We start from the raw sequence: 17,098 nt of genomic DNA, 5'->3' as shown, positions 1-17,098 counted from the left end.
GTGACGAATGCAGGGTCCAGGCGAGTGTTCGAGAAGGGGACAACCCTCCCCCTTCGCGGAGGCACTGTGACATGACGCTGCGGCACACACATCCGCACGGTGATCAGGGCGATCAGGGGAGCAATCCGATGGGGCAGAACGTAGGCATCGGCACGGCGGACGTATCCGACGCCGAGCAGATCCTCAAGCTTCAGTACCTCTGTTACCAGGGCGAAGCAGCCCTGTACAACGACTACGGCATCGAGCCGCTGACGCAGAGCCTGGAGAGTCTGCGCGCCGAGTTCGAGACGCACACCGTCCTGGTGGCGCGACTGGGCGATGAGGTCGTCGGTTCGGTGCGCGGCACCATCGAGGACGGCGTGGCCCGGATCGGCAAGCTGGTCGTGCACCCCCGGCTGCAGCGGCACATGCTCGGTACCCGGCTGCTGCGCGCGATCGAGGAGAAACTGGCCGACGCGGCCGAGTACGAGCTGTTCACCGGCCACCGCAGCGAGAACAACCTGCGGCTGTACGAGCGGCTGGGGTACGTCTCCGGCCGGGTCGAGAAGATCAGCCCCCGGCTGAGCCTGGTCTACCTGCGCAAGACGGCCGTCCTCGCGGCCTGAGCAAACCCTCGCGACACCCGGAAGCCCCGGTGACCATGGAATCCATGGCCACCGGGGCTTCGTCGGCTTCGGTCGCAGGTGCCCCGGTGGGATGACATTTCCATTGCGGGGTGTGTGTCTGCTTTAATCGGATCATGTTCACGACGGCTCACACATCCGGCACCGCGGCTACCGCCACGGGTTGTCGTCGCATGTGCCGTTCGTGTCAGATCTGTCGAATGTGTGGCTGTTGAGGATTTGAGGGCCTGATCCCTCTCCCGGGCCGAGCGCTCCGCGCCCCCGGTGTCGTCCCCGCCACGCCCCCTGTGTGACGAAATCGCGCGGCCCTTCGCCGGGCCCGATTCGGCACGCGCATCCACTTGAGGACTTACGGTGATCCGTACCACTGCCCTGAGCAAGGTCTATCGCAGCCGAGAACGGCAGGTGACCGCGCTCGACAACGTCGACCTGCACGTGCGTGAAGGCGAGATCTTCGGCGTGCTCGGTCGCAGCGGCGCCGGCAAGAGCACCCTGATCCGCTGCCTGAACCTGCTGGAGCGCCCCACGTCGGGCACCGTCGAGGTGGGCGGGCGTGACCTGACCGCGTTGTCCGCGAGCGCGCTGCGCGCCGAGCGGCGCGGGATCGGGATGATCTTCCAGCACTTCAACCTGCTCTCCAGCCGCACCGTCGCCGGAAACGTCGCGGTCCCGCTGGAGATCGCCGGCATCCCGCGCCGGGACCGGGCCCGGCGGGTGGCCGAACTGCTGGACCTGGTCGGCCTGTCCGAGCACGCCAAGGCGTACCCCGCGCAACTGTCCGGTGGGCAGAAGCAGCGGGTGGGCATCGCCCGCGCGCTCGCCGCCGATCCGCGGGTACTGCTGTCCGACGAGGCCACCTCGGCGCTCGACCCGGAGACCACCCGCTCGATCCTGGCGCTGCTGCGCGACCTGCGCGACCGGCTCGGCCTGACCATCCTGCTGATCACGCACGAGATGGACGTGGTCAAGAACATCTGCGACTCGGCGGCCCTGATGGAGGGCGGCCGGATCATCGAGTCCGGGACGGTGGGCGAACTGCTCGGCCGGTCCGACTCGCGGCTGGCCCGGGAGATGTTCCCGCTGGGCACGCCGGGGGTGCTCGAGGGCCGCACCGTGGTGGACATCACCTTCCGCGGCGAGGAGACGGCGCAGCCGTTCATCTCCACCCTCGCGCGCACCTACAACGTGGACGTCAACGTGCTGGGCGCGGCCGTGGAGAGCGTCGGCGGACGGCAGATCGGCCGGATGCGGATCTCGCTGGACGGCACGTTCGAGCACAACGTGGTGCCCATCGGCTACCTGCGCGAGCAGGGCCTGCAGGTCGACGTGGTCGACGAGGGCCCGAGCACCCCCATCGAGTCGGACGCCGACGTCGCCGCCGCGGACGGCGTGGCGCTCGCGGGCAAGGAGATCTGAAGATGACCTGGTCCGAGATGCGGCCACTGCTGGAGACCGCGACCCAGGAGACGCTGTACATGGTCGGCGTCGCGACGTTGATCACCGTGCTGATCGGGTTGCCGATCGGGCTCCTGCTCGTGCTCACCGACCGGGGCGGCCCGCTCGCGTTCGCGCCGGCGAACAAGCTGCTCGGGCTGGTGGTCAACGTGGGCCGCTCGGTCCCGTTCCTGATCCTGCTGGTCGCGCTGATCCCGTTCACCCGATGGGTGACCGGGACCACGATCGGCACCGACGCCGCGATCGTGCCGCTGACCGTGGGCGCCATCCCGTTCTTCGCGCGCCTGGTGGAGACCGCGGTGCGCGAAGTGGACCGGGGGCTGATCGAGGCCGCGCAGTCGATGGGCGCGAGCACGATCACCATCGTGCGCAAGGTGCTCGTGCGCGAGGCGGTGCCCTCGATCATCTCCGCGATCACCGTGACCATCGTCGCGATCGTCGGCTACTCCGCGATGGCGGGCGTGGTCGGCGGCGGCGGACTCGGCGACCTGGCCATCCGCTACGGCTACCAGCGGTTCGAGACGAACCTGATGCTCGTGACCATCGCGGTGCTCGTCGTGCTGGTGCAACTCGTGCAATTCCTCGGCGATCTGCTCTCCCGCAGGCTCGCCCACCGATAAGGCGTCCGTCCCCGGACCTGTTCCAGGACGCGAGGCGACCCACGCCCGCGTACTCCGTACCACCAGGAAAGGCACTCTTCGTGCGTATCAACAAGTTCGTCGCGCTCACCGCCGTCGCCGCCCTCGGACTCGGTCTCGCCGCCTGCGGCAGTGACGACAAGAAGGGCTCGTCCGCGTCCGACCCGCTCAAGGTCGCCGCCTCCTCCGTCCCGCACGCGCAGATCCTGAAGTACATCAAGGACAACCTCGCCGGGAAGGAGGGCCTGAAGCTGGACGTCAAGGAGTTCGCCGACTACACCCAGCAGAACCCGGCCCTGGACGAGGGCAACGTCGACGCCAACTTCTTCCAGCACAAGCCCTACCTGGAGGAGTTCAACAAGGAGAAGAAGACCAGCCTGGTCCCGGTCGTGCCGGTGCACCTGGAACCGCTGGCGCTCTACTCCAAGAAGGTCAAGTCGCTCGCAGAGCTCAAGGAGGGCGCGACCGTCGCGTTCCCGAACGACGCCACCAACGGCGGTCGCGCGCTCAAGCTGCTCGCCGACAACGGCGTGATCAAGCTCAAGGACGGCGCGGGCACCACGGCGACCGAGAAGGACGTCGTGGACAACCCGAAGAAGCTCAAGTTCAAGGCGATCGAGGCGGCCCAGCTGCCCCGCGCGCTGGACGACGTGGACGGCGCGGTGATCAACGGCAACTACGCGCTGGACGCCAAGCTGACGCCGGGCAAGGACGGCATCGCGGTGGAGAAGGCGGAGAACAACCCGTACGCGAACGTCCTGGTGGTCAAGAAGGGCAAGGAGAACGACCCGCGCGTGCAGAAGCTGGCCAAGCTGCTGAACTCGCCCGAGGTGAAGAAGTACATCACCGACGAGTACAAGGGCAACGTGCTCCCCGCGTTCTGATCCGCGCACCGCGCGAACACCACGGCCCCCGTCGCAAGGCGGGGGCCGTGGCGCGTCCGAGGGCGTATGAGAGGCTGTCGACGACAGCAGGGAAGGAATCCGGCGTATCGCGCGGAGCACCTTCGGGCCCGGTGTCGAGGTGTGTTCGCGTTCTCCACGAGGGTTCGGGCACTCCTCGACACCGGAACATCCGATGGAGGCGGCGCGGTGCGGCAACCCGGAGCGGTCCCGCCACTGTGAACGCGCGCCGTCCGGCGGGCGTGAGCCAGAGACTTGCCGCTGTCCGGGGCCCGGGTCACGGGTCCCGCCACCGACCAGGGCGTGGACACCCGAGGGAGGCCGACGGCGCATGCCTGCGTGCTTTGTGACAACCTGCGGCATATCGAGCGGTTCGGGGCGGCGCGGATGAGCGCCGCCTACCCCTTCTCCGCGATCGTCGGCCTGGCCGACCTGCGGCTGGCGCTCGTCCTCAACGCGGTCTCGCCCGCCGTCGGCGGAGTGCTCGTACGCGGCGAGAAGGGCACCGCCAAGTCGACCATGGTCCGCGCGCTCGCCGGTCAGTTGCCCGAGGTCGCGGTGGTGCCCGGGTGTCGCTTCTCGTGTGATCCGGCCTCCCCGGACGGGCAGTGCCCGGACGGTCCGCACGACCCGGCGATCGCCGGGACCGCACGCGCCGCGCGGCTGGTCGAACTGCCGGTCGGCGCCAGCGAGGACCGGCTGGCCGGCTCGTTGGACATCGAACGTGCCCTGACCGAGGGCGTCAAGGCGTACGAGCCCGGCCTGCTGGCCGCCGCGCACCGGGGCGTGCTCTACGTCGACGAGGTCAACCTGCTGCACGACCACTTGGTGGACCTGCTCCTGGACGCGGCCGCGATGGGCACCTCGCACGTCGAGCGCGAAGGGGTGTCCGTGCGGCACGCCGCGCGGTTCCTGCTCGTGGGCACGATGAACCCGGAAGAGGGCGAGCTGCGCCCGCAGTTGCTGGACCGCTTCGGGCTCACCGTCGAGGTCGCCGCCAGCCGGGAACCGCGCGAGCGGGCCGAGGTGGTGCGCCGGCGGTTGGCGTACGAGGCCGACCCCGACGCGTTCGCGGCCCGCTGGGCGCATGAGGACGCCGACCTTGCCGAGCGCATCCTGCGCGCCCGGACGCTGCTGGCCGACGTGCTGCTGCCGGACGCCGAGTTGGAGCGGATAGCGCGCGTGTGCGCGTCGTTCGAGGTGGACGGGATGCGCGCGGACCTGGTCACGGCGCGCACCTCGATCGCGCTGGCCGCGTGGCACGGCCGCACCGAGGTCACCGCCGAGGACGTGCGGCAGGCCGCGCTGCTCGCGCTGCCGCACCGACGGCGGCGCAACCCGTTCGACGCGCCGGGGCTGGACGAGGAGCACCTCGACGAGGCGCTGCGCGACCCGGAACCCGAACCGGAGCCCGAACCCGAACCCGAGCCGGAGGGGGACGGGCCGGACGGCGGTGGGTCGCCGCCGCCGGACGCGGACGGCTCGGACGGGTCGGACGGGCCGGACGGGTCGGGGAACGCGGCCCGGGCGCCCGAGCGGACCGAGGCGGCGCCCACCTCGGCGCCCGGTACCGAGGACGCGCCCGTCGAGGGGGCGCCCACCGCCTCGGGCGGCGGGCGGGAACAGGCCGCCGTGGCGGCGGCCGAGCCGTACCGCACCCGGCTGTTCGCGGTGCCCGGTGTGGGGCAGGGCGCGGCCGGGCGGCGCTCGCGCGCACGGACCGCGAGCGGGCGCACCACCGGCTCGCAGGTCGCGGCCGGCCGGGTGGCCCGGCTGCACGTCGCGGCCACGGTGCGCGCGGCGGCGCTGCACCAGAAGGCGCGTGGGCGTACCGGCGCGGGGCTGCTGTTGCGGCGCGCGGATCTGCGCGAGGCGGTCCGCGAGGGCCGCGAGGGCAACCTGGTGCTGTTCGTGGTCGACGCGTCCGGGTCGATGGCGGCGCGCAAGCGCATGCGTGCGGTCAAGGGCGCGGTGTTGTCCCTGCTCCTGGACGCCTACCAGCGACGGGACAAGGTCGGCCTGGTCACCTTCCGGGGCGCGGACGCCTCGCTGGTGCTGCCGCCGACCTCCTCGGTCGAGATCGGCGCGGCCCGACTGGCCGCGCTGCCGACCGGCGGACGCACCCCGGTGGGCGCCGGACTGCTGCGCGCGCACGAGACGTTGCGGGTGGAGCGGCTGCGCGATCCGCTGCGCCGGCCGCTGGTGGTCGTGGTCACCGACGGTCGGGCGACGGGCGGCCGGGACGCGCTGGGCGAGAGCCGGCGCGCGGCGCGGTTGTTGGCGGCGACGGGGGCCGCCTCGTTGGTGGTGGACTGCGAGAGCGGTCCGGTGCGGCTGGGACTGGCGGCGCGGCTGGCCGGCGACCTGGGCGGGCCGGTGGTGACACTGGACGAACTGGCGGCCGACGGCCTGGCGGGGCTGGTCCGGGACGTGCGTTCGGTGGCTTGATCCGGTCGGTGACCGGGCCCGCGCCGGCCGGTCGGGGTTCGCCCCCGGCGGGCGGCCGGGCGACTGTAGGAGACCTGCCTCGACGTTTTTATGGACACAGGGAGATCACCATGCCGCAAGGCGTTCCCACGCATGTTCCCGCCGACGGGCTGACCACGCGTCAGCGTCGGAACCGGGCGTTGGTCGTCGTGCACACCGGGCCCGGCAAGGGCAAGTCCACCGCCGCGTTCGGACTGGCCCTGCGCGGCTGGAACCAGGGCTGGCCGATCGGGGTGTTCCAGTTCGTGAAGTCGGCGAAGTGGAAGGTCGGCGAGGAGACCGTGCTGCGCACCCTCGGGCGGGTGCACACCGAGACCGGCGAGGGTGGCCCGGTCACCTGGCACAAGATGGGCGAGGGCTGGTCCTGGATCCAGCGCGAGGGCACCCAGGAGGACCACGCCGAGGCGGCCCGGCAGGGCTGGGAGCAGATCAAGCGCGACCTGGCCGCCGAGACCTATCGGGTGTACGTGCTCGACGAGTTCACCTACCCGATGAAGTGGGGCTGGGTGGACGTGGACGAGGTGGTCGCGGTGCTGCGCGACCGGCCCGGCAGCCAGCACGTGGTGATCACCGGCCGCGACGCCGACCCGCGGCTGATCGAGGCGGCCGACCTGGTCACCGAGATGACCAAGATCAAGCACCCGATGGACGCGGGACAAAAGGGCCAGCGAGGCATCGAGTGGTGAGTGGTCCGGCGCTGCCGCGCGTGGTGATCGCCGCACCCGCCTCCGGGCACGGCAAGACCACCGTCGCCACCGGGCTGATCGCGGCGTTCACCCGGCGCGGCGACACGGTCTCACCGCACAAGGTGGGGCCGGACTACATCGACCCCGGCTATCACGCGCTCGCGGCCGGCCGGCCCGGGCGCAACCTCGACCCGTTCCTGGTCGGCGAGGAACGGATCGCGCCACTGTTCGCGCACGGCGCGCGCGGCGCCGATCTGGCGGTCGTCGAGGGCGTGATGGGCATGTTCGACGGCGCGGCCGGACGCGGCGGGTACGCCTCCACCGCGCACGTCGCGCGCCTGCTCGCGGCACCGGTGATCCTGGTCGTGGACGCGCGGGCGCAGAGCCGCTCGGTGGCCGCGCTCGTGCGCGGGTTCGACGCGTTCGACCCGGACGTGGGCGTGGCCGGGGTGATCCTGAACCGGGTCGGCTCGGATCGGCACGAGAGCATGCTGCGCGAGGCGCTGGACGAGATCGGTATGCCGGTCCTGGGCGTGCTGCGCCGACACGACGCGATCGCCAAGCCCGCCCGGCATCTGGGCCTGGTCCCGGTCGCCGAGCGGCACACGGACGCCGTGCGCACGGTGGACGCGCTCGGCGAACTGATCGCGCGCAGCGTGGACCTGGCCGAGGTGCGGCGGATCGCGGCGAGCGCGGGAGCGCTGCCCGACGCGCCGTGGGACCCGGTGCGCGAGGTGGGCGGCGCGATCTCCGGGCGACCCACGGTCGCCGTCGCGGGCGGCTCGGCGTTCACCTTCGCGTACGCCGAGACCGCCGAACTGCTCGACGCGGCCGGGGCGGACGTGGTCACCGTCGACCCGCTGCGGGACGAGCGGTTGCCGACGGGCACGGCGGGACTGGTGGTGGGCGGCGGCTTTCCCGAGGTGTACGCGGCGGAGCTGGCCGCCAACACGACGCTGCGCGCGGACGTGGTGGCGCTGGCCGCGCGCGGCGGTCCGATCGCGGCCGAGTGCGCGGGGCTGCTGTACCTGGCCCGGACCCTGGACGGTGCGCCGATGTGCGGCGTGCTGGACGCGGACGCGCGGATGACCGAACGGCTGACCCTGGGCTATCGGGAGGCGACGGCCACGCACGACTCGGTGCTCGCCGAGACCGGTCGAGTGGTCCGGGGACACGAGTTCCACCGCACGACGCTCACCCCTCGGGCCGGGCGCCGAGCGGCGTGGAGCCTGGGCGACTCCGGTTTGGAGGGGCACATCGCCGGCTCGGTGCACGCGTCGTACCTGCACGCGCACTGGGCCGGCGCGCCCGATCTGGCCCGGCGGTTCGCGCACTCGTGCGCGCTCGCGGTCGAACCGGCGGGCGCGGGGGCGGTGGATGCGCGAGAGCGGGTCCCGGGGGGTGCGGGTGGGTCGCCGGTCACCGACCGGAGGGAAGGGACCACGCCCGGGCGGTGATCGGCGCAACCCGCGACGGCGGGACCGACGTCGTGTCGGGTGTACGGGCACCCCGTCGGGGATGTCACCGCATGACCACGCGCGGGACCCCCGGGGTTCGGCACGGCGAGGGGATGGCCATGGCTGATCGGGTGACCGTGATCGGGTACGACGGCGGACCGCTGTCGGCACCGGCGGTGGAGGCGATTCGGACGGCGACCCTGGTGGCCGGTCCGGAACGGCTGTTGGCCGCCGTCACGGTGCCCGAGGGCGCGGAGCGGGTGGTGCTGGGCAACGTGCACGTGGCCGCGCAGCGGATCGGCGCGCATCGCGGCATCGCGGTCGTGCTGGCCGTCGGCGACCCGGGGTTCTTCGGCATCGTGCGGCTGCTGCGCCGGCCCGAGTACGGCCTGGAGTTGGAGATCGTGCCCGCCGTCTCCTCGGTCGCGCGGGCCTTCGCCCGGGCCGCGATGCCCTGGGACGACGCGCGGGTGGTCAGCGCCCTGGGCCGGGACGTGCGGCGCGCGGCGAACGTGTGCCGGGCGTTCGGGAAGGTCGCGGTGCTCACCGGTCCCGGCGCGGGTCCGGCCGAACTCGCCGCGCTGCTTCCGGATGTGCCGCGCACGTTCGTGGTGTGCGAGCGCCTGGGCACCGAGCGGGAGGAGATCTCGATGGTCTCCGCCGAGCACGCGATGGAGCACGAGTGGTCCGACGTGGACGTGGTGATCGTGATCGGGCCGGCTCCGCGCGCGGGTGCGGCGGCGGGCTGGTTGGCCGGTGAACGCCCGGGCTTTCCCGGCCCGGCGCGCGGGTGGGCGGTGGCGGAGGACGCGTACGCGCATCGGACCGGCGCGATCACCCGTGCCGAGGTGCGCGCGTTGGCGGTGGCCCGAATCGGCCCCAGGCTCGGTGATCTGGTGTGGGACATCGGGGCGGGCAGTGGTTCGGTGGCCGTCGAGTGCGCGCGGCACGGCGCGGCGGTGGTCGCGGTAGAGCAGGAGGCGTTCGGGTGCGATCTGATCGCCGAGAACGCGAACCGATTCGGGGTCGAGATACAGGTGGTGCACGGTAAGGCGCCCGAGGCGTTGTCTCGATTGCTGCTGCCGGACGTGGTGTTCGTGGGCGGCGGCGGACCCTCGACGGTGGCCGCGTGCGCGGCGCGGCGGCCGGAGCGGATCGTCGCGGCGATGTCCGAGGTGGATCGGGTGGCGGAGGCGCGCGCGGTACTGGAGCGGGCGGGCTACACGGTGGAGGGGTGCCTGCTGCAGGCCTCGCGGTTGTCGCCGGTGAACGGTGGCGCGCAGCGGCTGGAACCGGCACATCCGGTGTTCGTGGTGTGGGGGGATCGTTCTTGACGAGGGATGGGGTGTGGGGCGGGCGGGCGACCGTTTCGCGGGCGGGTGTCGCGGCGGTGGGTGCTTCGGCGGAGATCGGTGCGGCGGTGGGTACTCCGATGGAAGGTGCTTGGGCGGAGGGGGCTTCTGCGAAGGGTTCTTCGGTGCGAGGTGCTTCGGCGGTGGGTGTTCCCGCGGAAGACGCTTTGGCGGAGGGCGCTTCGGTGGCGCCTGCTTCGGTGGGTCGGGTTTCGGCCATGGAGGGTGGCGCGGGGTCGGGCGGGTGGGATCTGGTGGTCGGGGTCGGGGCGGCGCGCGGGGTGGGCGCGGAGGAGGTGCGCGCGAGCGTGTGCGCCGTGCTCGCGCGGGCCGGTCTGGAGCGTTCGGCGGTGCTGGCGCTGGTGACCGTGGCGGCCCGGGCGAACGAGCCGGGGCTGGTCGCCGGGGCGGAACTGCTGGGGCTGCCGCTGTTCGCCCGCGCGGCGCGGGAACTGGCCGAGGTTCCGGTGCCGCATCCGAGCGAGCGGGTCCGGGCGGCGGTCGGGACACCGGGCGTGGCCGAGGCCGCCGCGTGTCTGGGGCCGGTATCGGGTGCGCCGGTGGGTGAGTTGCTGGTGGCCAAGACGCGCGGTGTGGGGGAGCGGCCGCGCTGTACGGTGGCGGTCGCCCGGCACGGTCGCGCGGTGGACGCGGTGGACGCGGTGGACGCGGTGGCCGAGGGGCGTGCCGACGCGGGTTCGGGACCGGCGGGTGGGTCGGTCGACACGCGGGTGGGGCAACAAACGTCATGATCGATGCGGAAATGGTCGGACTCGGCAGCGGGGCGGTCGAGTTCGCCCGGCGAAACGGTCGGGAAGTGCCGGCTCACGGTCAACGCCGGGACCCCGGCCGTCGGACCGGGCACCATCACCACCATCATGGACACGAACGACACGGGCGGGGCAGGGGCACCGGGCAGGGGTACGGGAACCACGGACATGGGCAATGACGCGATGACGGAACTCGACGGTCCCACTCCCGACGAACGGGACGGCACACCGGGCGCGCGCGTCGAACCGGACGTGGATCTGCGCCATCACGGCGACGCCGAGATCGGACCGGGCCTGGTCGACCTCGCGGTCAACGTGCGCCTCGCGGCCCCGCCGCCGTGGCTGGTGCACCGGCTCACCGCGAGCCTGTCCGACCTGGCCGCCTATCCCGACACCGGTCGGGCCCGGGCCGCGATCGCCGCGCGGCACCGGCGGCCGAGCGCCGAGGTGTTGCCCACGGCGGGCGCCGCCGAGGCGTTCGTACTGCTCGCCCGGGCGCTGACCCCGCGTCACGCGGTGGTCGTGCACCCGCAGTTCACCGAGCCCGAGGCCGCGCTGCGGGCCGCCGGACACACCGTGCACCGGGTGCTGCTCGACGCGGAGAGCGGCTTCGTGCTGGACCCGGCCCGGATCCCCGACGAGGCCGATCTGGTGGTTCTGGGCAACCCCACCAACCCCACTTCGGTGCTGCACCCGGCGGCGACCATCGCCGCGCTGGCACGTCCCGGCCGGATCCTGGTGGTCGACGAGGCGTTCGCCGACACCATTCCCGGCGAACTCGAAAGTGTGGCGCACCGACGCGACCTGCCCGGGCTCGTGGTTGTGCGAAGTCTCACGAAAACCTGGGCGTTGGCCGGACTTCGGATCGGTTACGTCCTGGCTTCCCCGGATCTGGTGCGCATCCTCACGGACGCTCAGCCGTTGTGGTCGGTGTCGACACCGGCGTTGATCGCCGCCGAGGCGTGCTGCACGCCGGAGGCGCTCGCGCAGGCGGAGGCGTTGGCCGTTACGCTCGCGGCTGACCGTTCGTACCTCGTGGAGAGGCTGCGCACGCTTTCGGGGATGCGGCTACCGGTCGTTCCCCGGTCCTCGTTCGTGCTCGCGCGGATCGAGGGGGGCCCAGAGATCCGCGAGCAGCTGAGGGAGCGAGGCTACGCGGTTCGGCGGGCCGACACCTTTCCGGGCCTGGGTCCGGACTGGCTTCGGATCGCGGTGCGGGATCGTGCCACGACGCTGGCCTTCGCGGCTGCCCTGGAAGGAGTAGTTAGATGAGCGAAGCCGACGAGCGCCGACCTGCCGGGGAGGGCGTAGGCCCTGGCCCCGCCAGGCACGCCGCCGGCACCGGCCCGGTGGGGGAACCGGCCGGTCCGTATCCGTACGACGATCTGGACGACGAGGACTCGCTGTTGATGCCGGGGCCGCAGGCCGGCTGGGCCGATCCGAACGCTGCGGTCACGGGCGCGCCGGGGATGTCCCTGGCCGACCGGATGGCCGCGGCCGGCGACGACGCCTCGGGACAGGTTCCGGTGCCTCCGGTCGAGCAGGCGTACGACGCCGTGCCCGGCCCGCAGTCCGGCATGTTCGCCGCGATGATCATCGACGAGCCGGAATTGCCGGTGACCCAGGTCGCGCCGATGACGGCCGGTCAGATCCCGTATCCGCCCGGTCCCATGACACCGCATCAGGAAGTCCCGCAGCCGGTCCAGGGATTCGGCCCCGGGGAGTACGGCGCGCCGCAGGGCGTGGCCGAGCCCTACCCGGCGCCGGCCCAGGGTGGTCCGGTGCAGGGCGGTCCCGTGCAGGGCGGTCCCGTGCAGGGAGCGCCGATCCAGGGCGTGCCCGCGCAGGGCGGCCCGGTGCAGGGCGGCCCGGTGCAGGGCGGGCCGGTCCAGGGTGCGGCCGTACCGGAGGTGCAGGTACCCGGTGTGCCCGCCCCGCTGCCTGCGCAGGCGCCGCCCGTCGTACCGCCGCCCGCCGCACCGCAGTTCGTTGCGCCGCAGTTCGTGCCGCCGGCCGCCGCGCAGGCGGTCGCCGGGTACGGCTCGGACGTACCGCCGGCGCCGGATCGCGCGCCGGTCGAGGCCGGGGCCGAAGCGACCCCGAATGTGACGCCGGGTGCGACGCCGAGCCCGGTGCCGAACCCGGCCGGTGGTCCGGTGCCCGGTGCGTTCGCCGAGCAGCCCGGGACCGGTGGTGGGCGGTTGCGGCAGCGCGTGCGTGCGGCGCAGAGCGCGGACCAGCCGCAGCCGGTCCAGCAGGCGCCGCTCCAACAGGTCCAGCAGACGCAGGAATCTCGGCAGGTCCAGGAGCCGGTGGCACCGCAGCAGCCGGCGCAGCCGGTCGGCGGCAATCCGGCGGACACCCCGCCGTTCCCGGTAGCCGCCGCCGTGCCGCAGCGCACCACGCTGCCGCCGCGACGCCAGCGTCGGGTGGGGCGCGGCCCGGTGCCGCAGCAGACCGGCCCGCACAGTGGCGCGCATCCCGTGGGCGACGCGGTGAACACCGGCATCCCCGCACAGGCGACGCCGGCGCAGGCGCTGCCGGTGGTACCGCCGCAGGCCACCGCGCCGCAGCCGCCCGCGCCGGCGCCCGTCGAACCGCCGCCGGTCGCGCCGATCGCCGAGCGGCCCGCGCCGCCGGCCGCGCCCGCGCAGGGGGTTACCGCGCCTGCCATACCGCAACCGTTGCCGGGTGTGCCGCCGCAGCCCGCGCATCCCAGGTTCGTCCAGGCCGCGCCGGACGCGGTCGTCACCGCCTTGTCCGGACAGACCGCTCCGCAGCCCGCCGCGCCCACGCCCGCCGCGCCCACGCCTGTCGCCGGGCCGATCGGCGGCGCGGAGGCGGCCGGTTCGGTGCCGCCGGGTGTGGCGGACGCGCCACCGCAGGCGGTCGAGCCCGCGAGTGCGCCGGAGTCCGCACCGCAGGTCCCGTCGGCGCCGGAGCAGGCCGTGGCCGAGGCCGGGCCGTCCGTTGTTGCCGCACAGCAGGAGAACGCCGCGCAGGAGAACGCCGAACCGCCGGTGGCGGCCGAGCCGGTGCCGCCGGTCGCGCCCGTCACGCCCGTCGTGCCGGAAGGCAGCGGGGGTCGGCGACGCAAGCCCGAGACCGGGTCGGCCTCGGCCGAGTCCGGTGAGCACGGGGCGACTCCCGTTGTCGAAGGGCCGATCGGTCCGGTCCCACCGCCAGAGCCGGTCATCGCGCAGGTCGCGGAGGAGACCGCGGCGGCATCGCCGACTGCCGAGCCGGTCGAACCCGTCGCCGAGCCGGTCGAGTCGCCGGCGGCGAACGAGGGTTCGTCGGCGACCGAGGCGCCGGCGGAGGCCGCTCCGGTCGCGACGGCCGTGCCGGCGACGCCGGTTGCGGTGGAGGCGCCGTCCGAGGGTTCGGTCGCGGCGCCGACCGAGCCGACCACCCCGGTCGAGACCGGCACGGCGGGCGTACAGCCGGCCGGGTCGCAGGTCGAGGCCGGTGGCGTCGACGTGGTCGCGCCGGAGGCCGGCGCGTCCGAGGCGCCCGGCCCGAGCCCGGCGGCGACGGTGGTCGGGGAGCCGGATGTCGAGTCGGCACCGGCCGAGCCGGTCGCGGCCACGGCCACCGGGGAAGCGTCGGCACCGGTCGCGCAGGCCGATTCGGTCACGCCGACGGCGCCGACCGAGCCGACCGGACCGTCCGTACAGCCGGCGCCGACCGCACCGGCGGTGTCGACCGGGCCGACCGCGCCCGTCGAGCCGGCCACGTCGGTGGCACAGGCCGTGCCGGTCGCGCCGACCGCGCCGACTGTCGCTGCCTGGACCGAGCAGGCCGCGTCCGTCGAACCCACCGGGGCCGAGGCGGCTTCGGCCGAGTCGTCCGCGCAGGATCGGGGCGCCGAGCAGTCGGGCGAGGCACCGCCCGTCGCCGAGGCTGTTCCGGTCGCCGCGCCGGCGGAGCAACCGGCGGCCGGTGGCGCCGTCGAAGCGGTCGCCGAGGCCGCGCCGGTCGCGGTCGCCACGGGCGAGGCATCCGCCGAGGCGACTCCGGTCGCTCCCGCGGACGACGCGTCGGCCGACTCGACCCCGGCCGCACTCCCGAACGAGGCGCCGGTCGTCGGCGAGCCGGCCGGGCCCACACCCGCCGGACCGACCACGCCGTCCAGCGCGGCGGAGCAGGTCGCGGAGGAGATCCCCGCTCCGCAGGCCGCCGGCGAGCAGCAGGCGCCCGCGACGGCCCCCGAGCCCGTCGCGGGAACGACGCCGACCGAGGCCGCGCCGGCCGCCGGTCCGCTCACGGCCGGGCCGGCCGGATCGGCCGTCGCCGACCCGGCAGTTCCACGTATGTCCGACGAAGGCACCGCCATGCAAGGCCCCGAGCCGACGCCCACCGCCGAGCCGGATCGGCAGCCGCAGCCCGCGGCCGTTGCCGGAACCGGCGAGATCCCCAGGATTCCGCCGCCCCCGGCCGATCCGGTCGGCGCCCTGCCGATCGCACCGGCTCAGGGCGGAGCGGCTCAGGCCGGCCCGGCTCAGGGCGGCCCGGCTCAGGGCGGCCCGGCCGAGGAGGTCGCGGCGGAGGCAGCGGTTCCGATCGGGTCCACGTCGAACGAGCCCGCCGGCGAGGCGCCTGCGGGTGACGCGCCGGCGACCGGCGACGATGCCGCGGCGACCGACGGTGACGCGGCGCGCGAGCCCGCCTCGGCGACCGCAGTCACCGTGCTGCTGCCCGCCGCCGAACGGCCGGTCGTAGCCGAACCGGCAGCGGCGGCGGACGGTTCCGCGCCGGCACCGGCCGAGGAGCCGACGCCGGAGGCGGTCGCGGCCGAGTCGGCGACGCCCGACGCGAGCGCGCCGGTCCAGGAGCCGGCCGAGGGGTCGGCCGAGCCCGAGGCCGCCGCCACGTCGGAACAGGAGCAGGAGCCGGAGCCGGAGCCGGAGGTCGAGCGTGGCCCGGCCGCGCCCGGCTACGACGACGCGGCGCGCGAGGCGGTGCATCGGGTGATGCGCGAGCGCCGGGACGTCCGGGCCGGTTTCCGACCGGATCCGGTGCCGGACGACGTGCTGGTGCGGGTACTGGAGGCCGCGCACGCGGCGCCCAGCGTCGGCTACTCGCAGCCTTGGGACTTCGTGGTGATCCGCTCCGAGGAGACCCGGGTCACCGTTCAGGAACTGGCCCAGCGGCAGCGCGAGGCGTACGCGACCTCACTGCCCAAGGCCCGGGCCAAGCAGTTCCTGGAGATCAAGGTCGAGGCCATCCTGGAGACCCCGGTCAACATCGTGGTCACCGTGGACTCCACACGCGGCGGTCGGCACACGCTCGGTCGGCACACCCAGCCGCAGATGGGCCCGTACTCCAGCGCGCTCGCGGTGGAGAACCTGTGGCTGGCCGCGCGGGCCGAGGGCCTGGGCGTGGGCTGGGTGAGCTTCTTCGACGAGCGCGAGCTCGCCACGGCGCTCGGGCTGCCGGACCACATCGACGTGGTCGCCTACCTGTGCGTCGGCTATGTGGACGCCTTCCCGGACGAGCCGGAGCTGGCCACGTCGGGCTGGGCCAAGGCCCGGCCGCTGTCCTGGGTGGTGCACGAGGAGACGTACGGCCGGCGCGGCCTGCCCGGCGAGGAACCGGTCAGCCTGCTCGACGAGACGCTCCACTCGGTCCGACCGCTCGACGCCAAGGCGCTGGGCGCGGCCTGGGAGCACCAGCGCGTGATGACCAAGCCGCCGGGCTCGCTGGGCATCCTGGAGACGATCGGCGCGCAGTTGTCCGGCCTGGCCCGGACCTTCCCGCCGCCGATCCCCGAGCCCGCCGCCGTCGCGGTGTTCGCCGCCGACCACGGCGTGCACGCGCAGGGCGTGTCGCCGTGGCCGCAGGAGGTCACCGCGCAGATGGTGGGCAACTTCCTCGCCGGCGGCGCGGTGGTCAACGCGTTCGCCAAGCAGATCGGCGTCGGGGTGTGCGTCGTGGACGTCGGCGTCGCGACCGAGCTGCCGCAGGCGTCCGGACTGCTCCCGCGCCGGATCCGGCCGGGCACCGGCGACATGACCCAGGGTCTCGCGATGACCCGCGAGGAGGCCGTCGCGGCGATCGAGGTCGGCATCGAGACCGCGCGCGACCTGGTCACCGCCGGTAACCGGGGCCTGCTCACCGGCGACATGGGCATCGCCAACACGACCGCGTCCGCCGCGCTGATCTCGGTGTTCACGGGCATGGACGTGGCCGAGGTGACCGGACGGGGCACCGGGATCGACGATGCGACGCACCGGCGCAAGATCGAAGTGGTCAAGGCGGCCCTCGCGCGGCACGAACCCGACCCGGGTGACCCGATCGGAGTATTGGCCGCGGTCGGCGGTCTCGAGCACGCGGCGATCGCCGGCTACATCATCGGCGCGGCGGCGCTGCGCGTCCCGGTGGTGCTCGACGGCGTGATCGCCGGCGCGGCGGCGCTGGTCGCGCAGGCGATCGCGCCGGAGGCGATCCAGGCCTGTGTCGCGGGCCACCGTTCGGCCGAGCCCGGCCACGCGGCGGCCCTGGCGAAGTTGTCGTTGCGTCCGCTCGTCGAGCTGGAGATGCGGCTCGGCGAGGGCACCGGCGCGGTACTCGCGCTGCCCCTGGTGCAGAGCGCGGTCCGCGTACTGCACGATGTGGCCACGTTCGACTCGGCGGGAGTCAGCGGCAAAACCGACTGATTTCGACCCCCGCCCGCAGCAGCCGAAGGGCACCTCGGCCACGATGGAGTGGCAGAGGTGCCCTTTCCG

11 protein-coding genes are annotated in these 17,098 nt (G+C 74.0%); all 11 read left to right on the top strand.

Features of this window, described 5'->3' with window-relative positions; translation table 11 throughout:
• Positions 1-128 precede the first annotated feature (128 nt).
• The 11 genes from ACZ4FV_RS26690 to cobT all read left to right on the top strand — a co-directional run bounded on the left by ACZ4FV_RS26690 (position 129) and on the right by cobT (position 17,029).
• Positions 129-605: a GNAT family N-acetyltransferase gene (locus ACZ4FV_RS26690; RefSeq protein WP_395872134.1), complete on the top strand. Its 477-nt coding sequence runs from the start codon at positions 129-131 to the stop codon at positions 603-605.
• 372 nt (positions 606-977) lie between these two features.
• Positions 978-2,039 carry a methionine ABC transporter ATP-binding protein gene (locus ACZ4FV_RS26685; RefSeq protein ID WP_465323420.1) on the top strand — a complete coding sequence of 354 codons (1,062 nt, stop codon included), beginning with the start codon at positions 978-980 and terminating at the stop codon, positions 2,037-2,039.
• A 2-nt stretch (positions 2,040-2,041) separates the two neighbouring features.
• Positions 2,042-2,698, top strand: coding sequence for a methionine ABC transporter permease (locus ACZ4FV_RS26680; protein ID WP_360306263.1), 657 nt, complete (start codon positions 2,042-2,044; stop codon positions 2,696-2,698).
• A gap of 80 nt (positions 2,699-2,778) precedes the next feature.
• Positions 2,779-3,600 carry a MetQ/NlpA family ABC transporter substrate-binding protein gene (locus tag ACZ4FV_RS26675; protein ID WP_395872138.1) on the top strand — a complete coding sequence of 274 codons (822 nt, stop codon included), beginning with the start codon at positions 2,779-2,781 and terminating at the stop codon, positions 3,598-3,600.
• A gap of 405 nt (positions 3,601-4,005) precedes the next feature.
• On the top strand, positions 4,006-6,066 hold the full coding sequence (locus ACZ4FV_RS26670; RefSeq protein ID WP_395872140.1) for a putative cobaltochelatase: 2,061 nt from the start codon (positions 4,006-4,008) through the stop codon (positions 6,064-6,066).
• A 110-nt stretch (positions 6,067-6,176) separates the two neighbouring features.
• Positions 6,177-6,791, top strand: coding sequence for a cob(I)yrinic acid a,c-diamide adenosyltransferase (gene cobO / locus ACZ4FV_RS26665; RefSeq protein ID WP_395872142.1), 615 nt, complete (start codon positions 6,177-6,179; stop codon positions 6,789-6,791).
• Positions 6,788-8,248 carry a cobyrinate a,c-diamide synthase gene (locus ACZ4FV_RS26660; RefSeq protein WP_465323419.1) on the top strand — a complete coding sequence of 487 codons (1,461 nt, stop codon included), beginning with the start codon at positions 6,788-6,790 and terminating at the stop codon, positions 8,246-8,248. Before cobO ends, ACZ4FV_RS26660 begins: the two co-directional genes overlap by 4 nt.
• 119 nt (positions 8,249-8,367) lie before the next feature.
• Entirely contained in the window at positions 8,368-9,582 is a 1,215-nt protein-coding gene (gene cbiE, locus ACZ4FV_RS26655) for a precorrin-6y C5,15-methyltransferase (decarboxylating) subunit CbiE (protein ID WP_465323418.1), read from the top strand.
• Between the two features lie 236 nt (positions 9,583-9,818).
• Entirely contained in the window at positions 9,819-10,352 is a 534-nt protein-coding gene (locus tag ACZ4FV_RS26650; RefSeq protein WP_402229866.1) for a cobalamin biosynthesis protein, read from the top strand.
• Between the two features lie 186 nt (positions 10,353-10,538).
• Positions 10,539-11,642, top strand: a complete 1,104-nt coding sequence (cobC, locus tag ACZ4FV_RS26645; protein WP_395872150.1) for an Rv2231c family pyridoxal phosphate-dependent protein CobC — start codon at positions 10,539-10,541, stop codon at positions 11,640-11,642.
• The gene (cobT, locus tag ACZ4FV_RS26640) at positions 11,639-17,029 is read left to right on the top strand and encodes a nicotinate-nucleotide--dimethylbenzimidazole phosphoribosyltransferase (protein WP_465323417.1); all 5,391 of its coding nucleotides are present in this window, start codon (positions 11,639-11,641) and stop codon (positions 17,027-17,029) included. Before cobC ends, cobT begins: the two co-directional genes overlap by 4 nt.
• Positions 17,030-17,098: the final 69 nt, after the last annotated feature.

The organism is Embleya sp. NPDC025285 (assembly GCF_055558835.1).
Note: the sequence above shows the minus strand (reverse complement) of the source record. Positions and strands in the feature narration are given on the sequence as shown.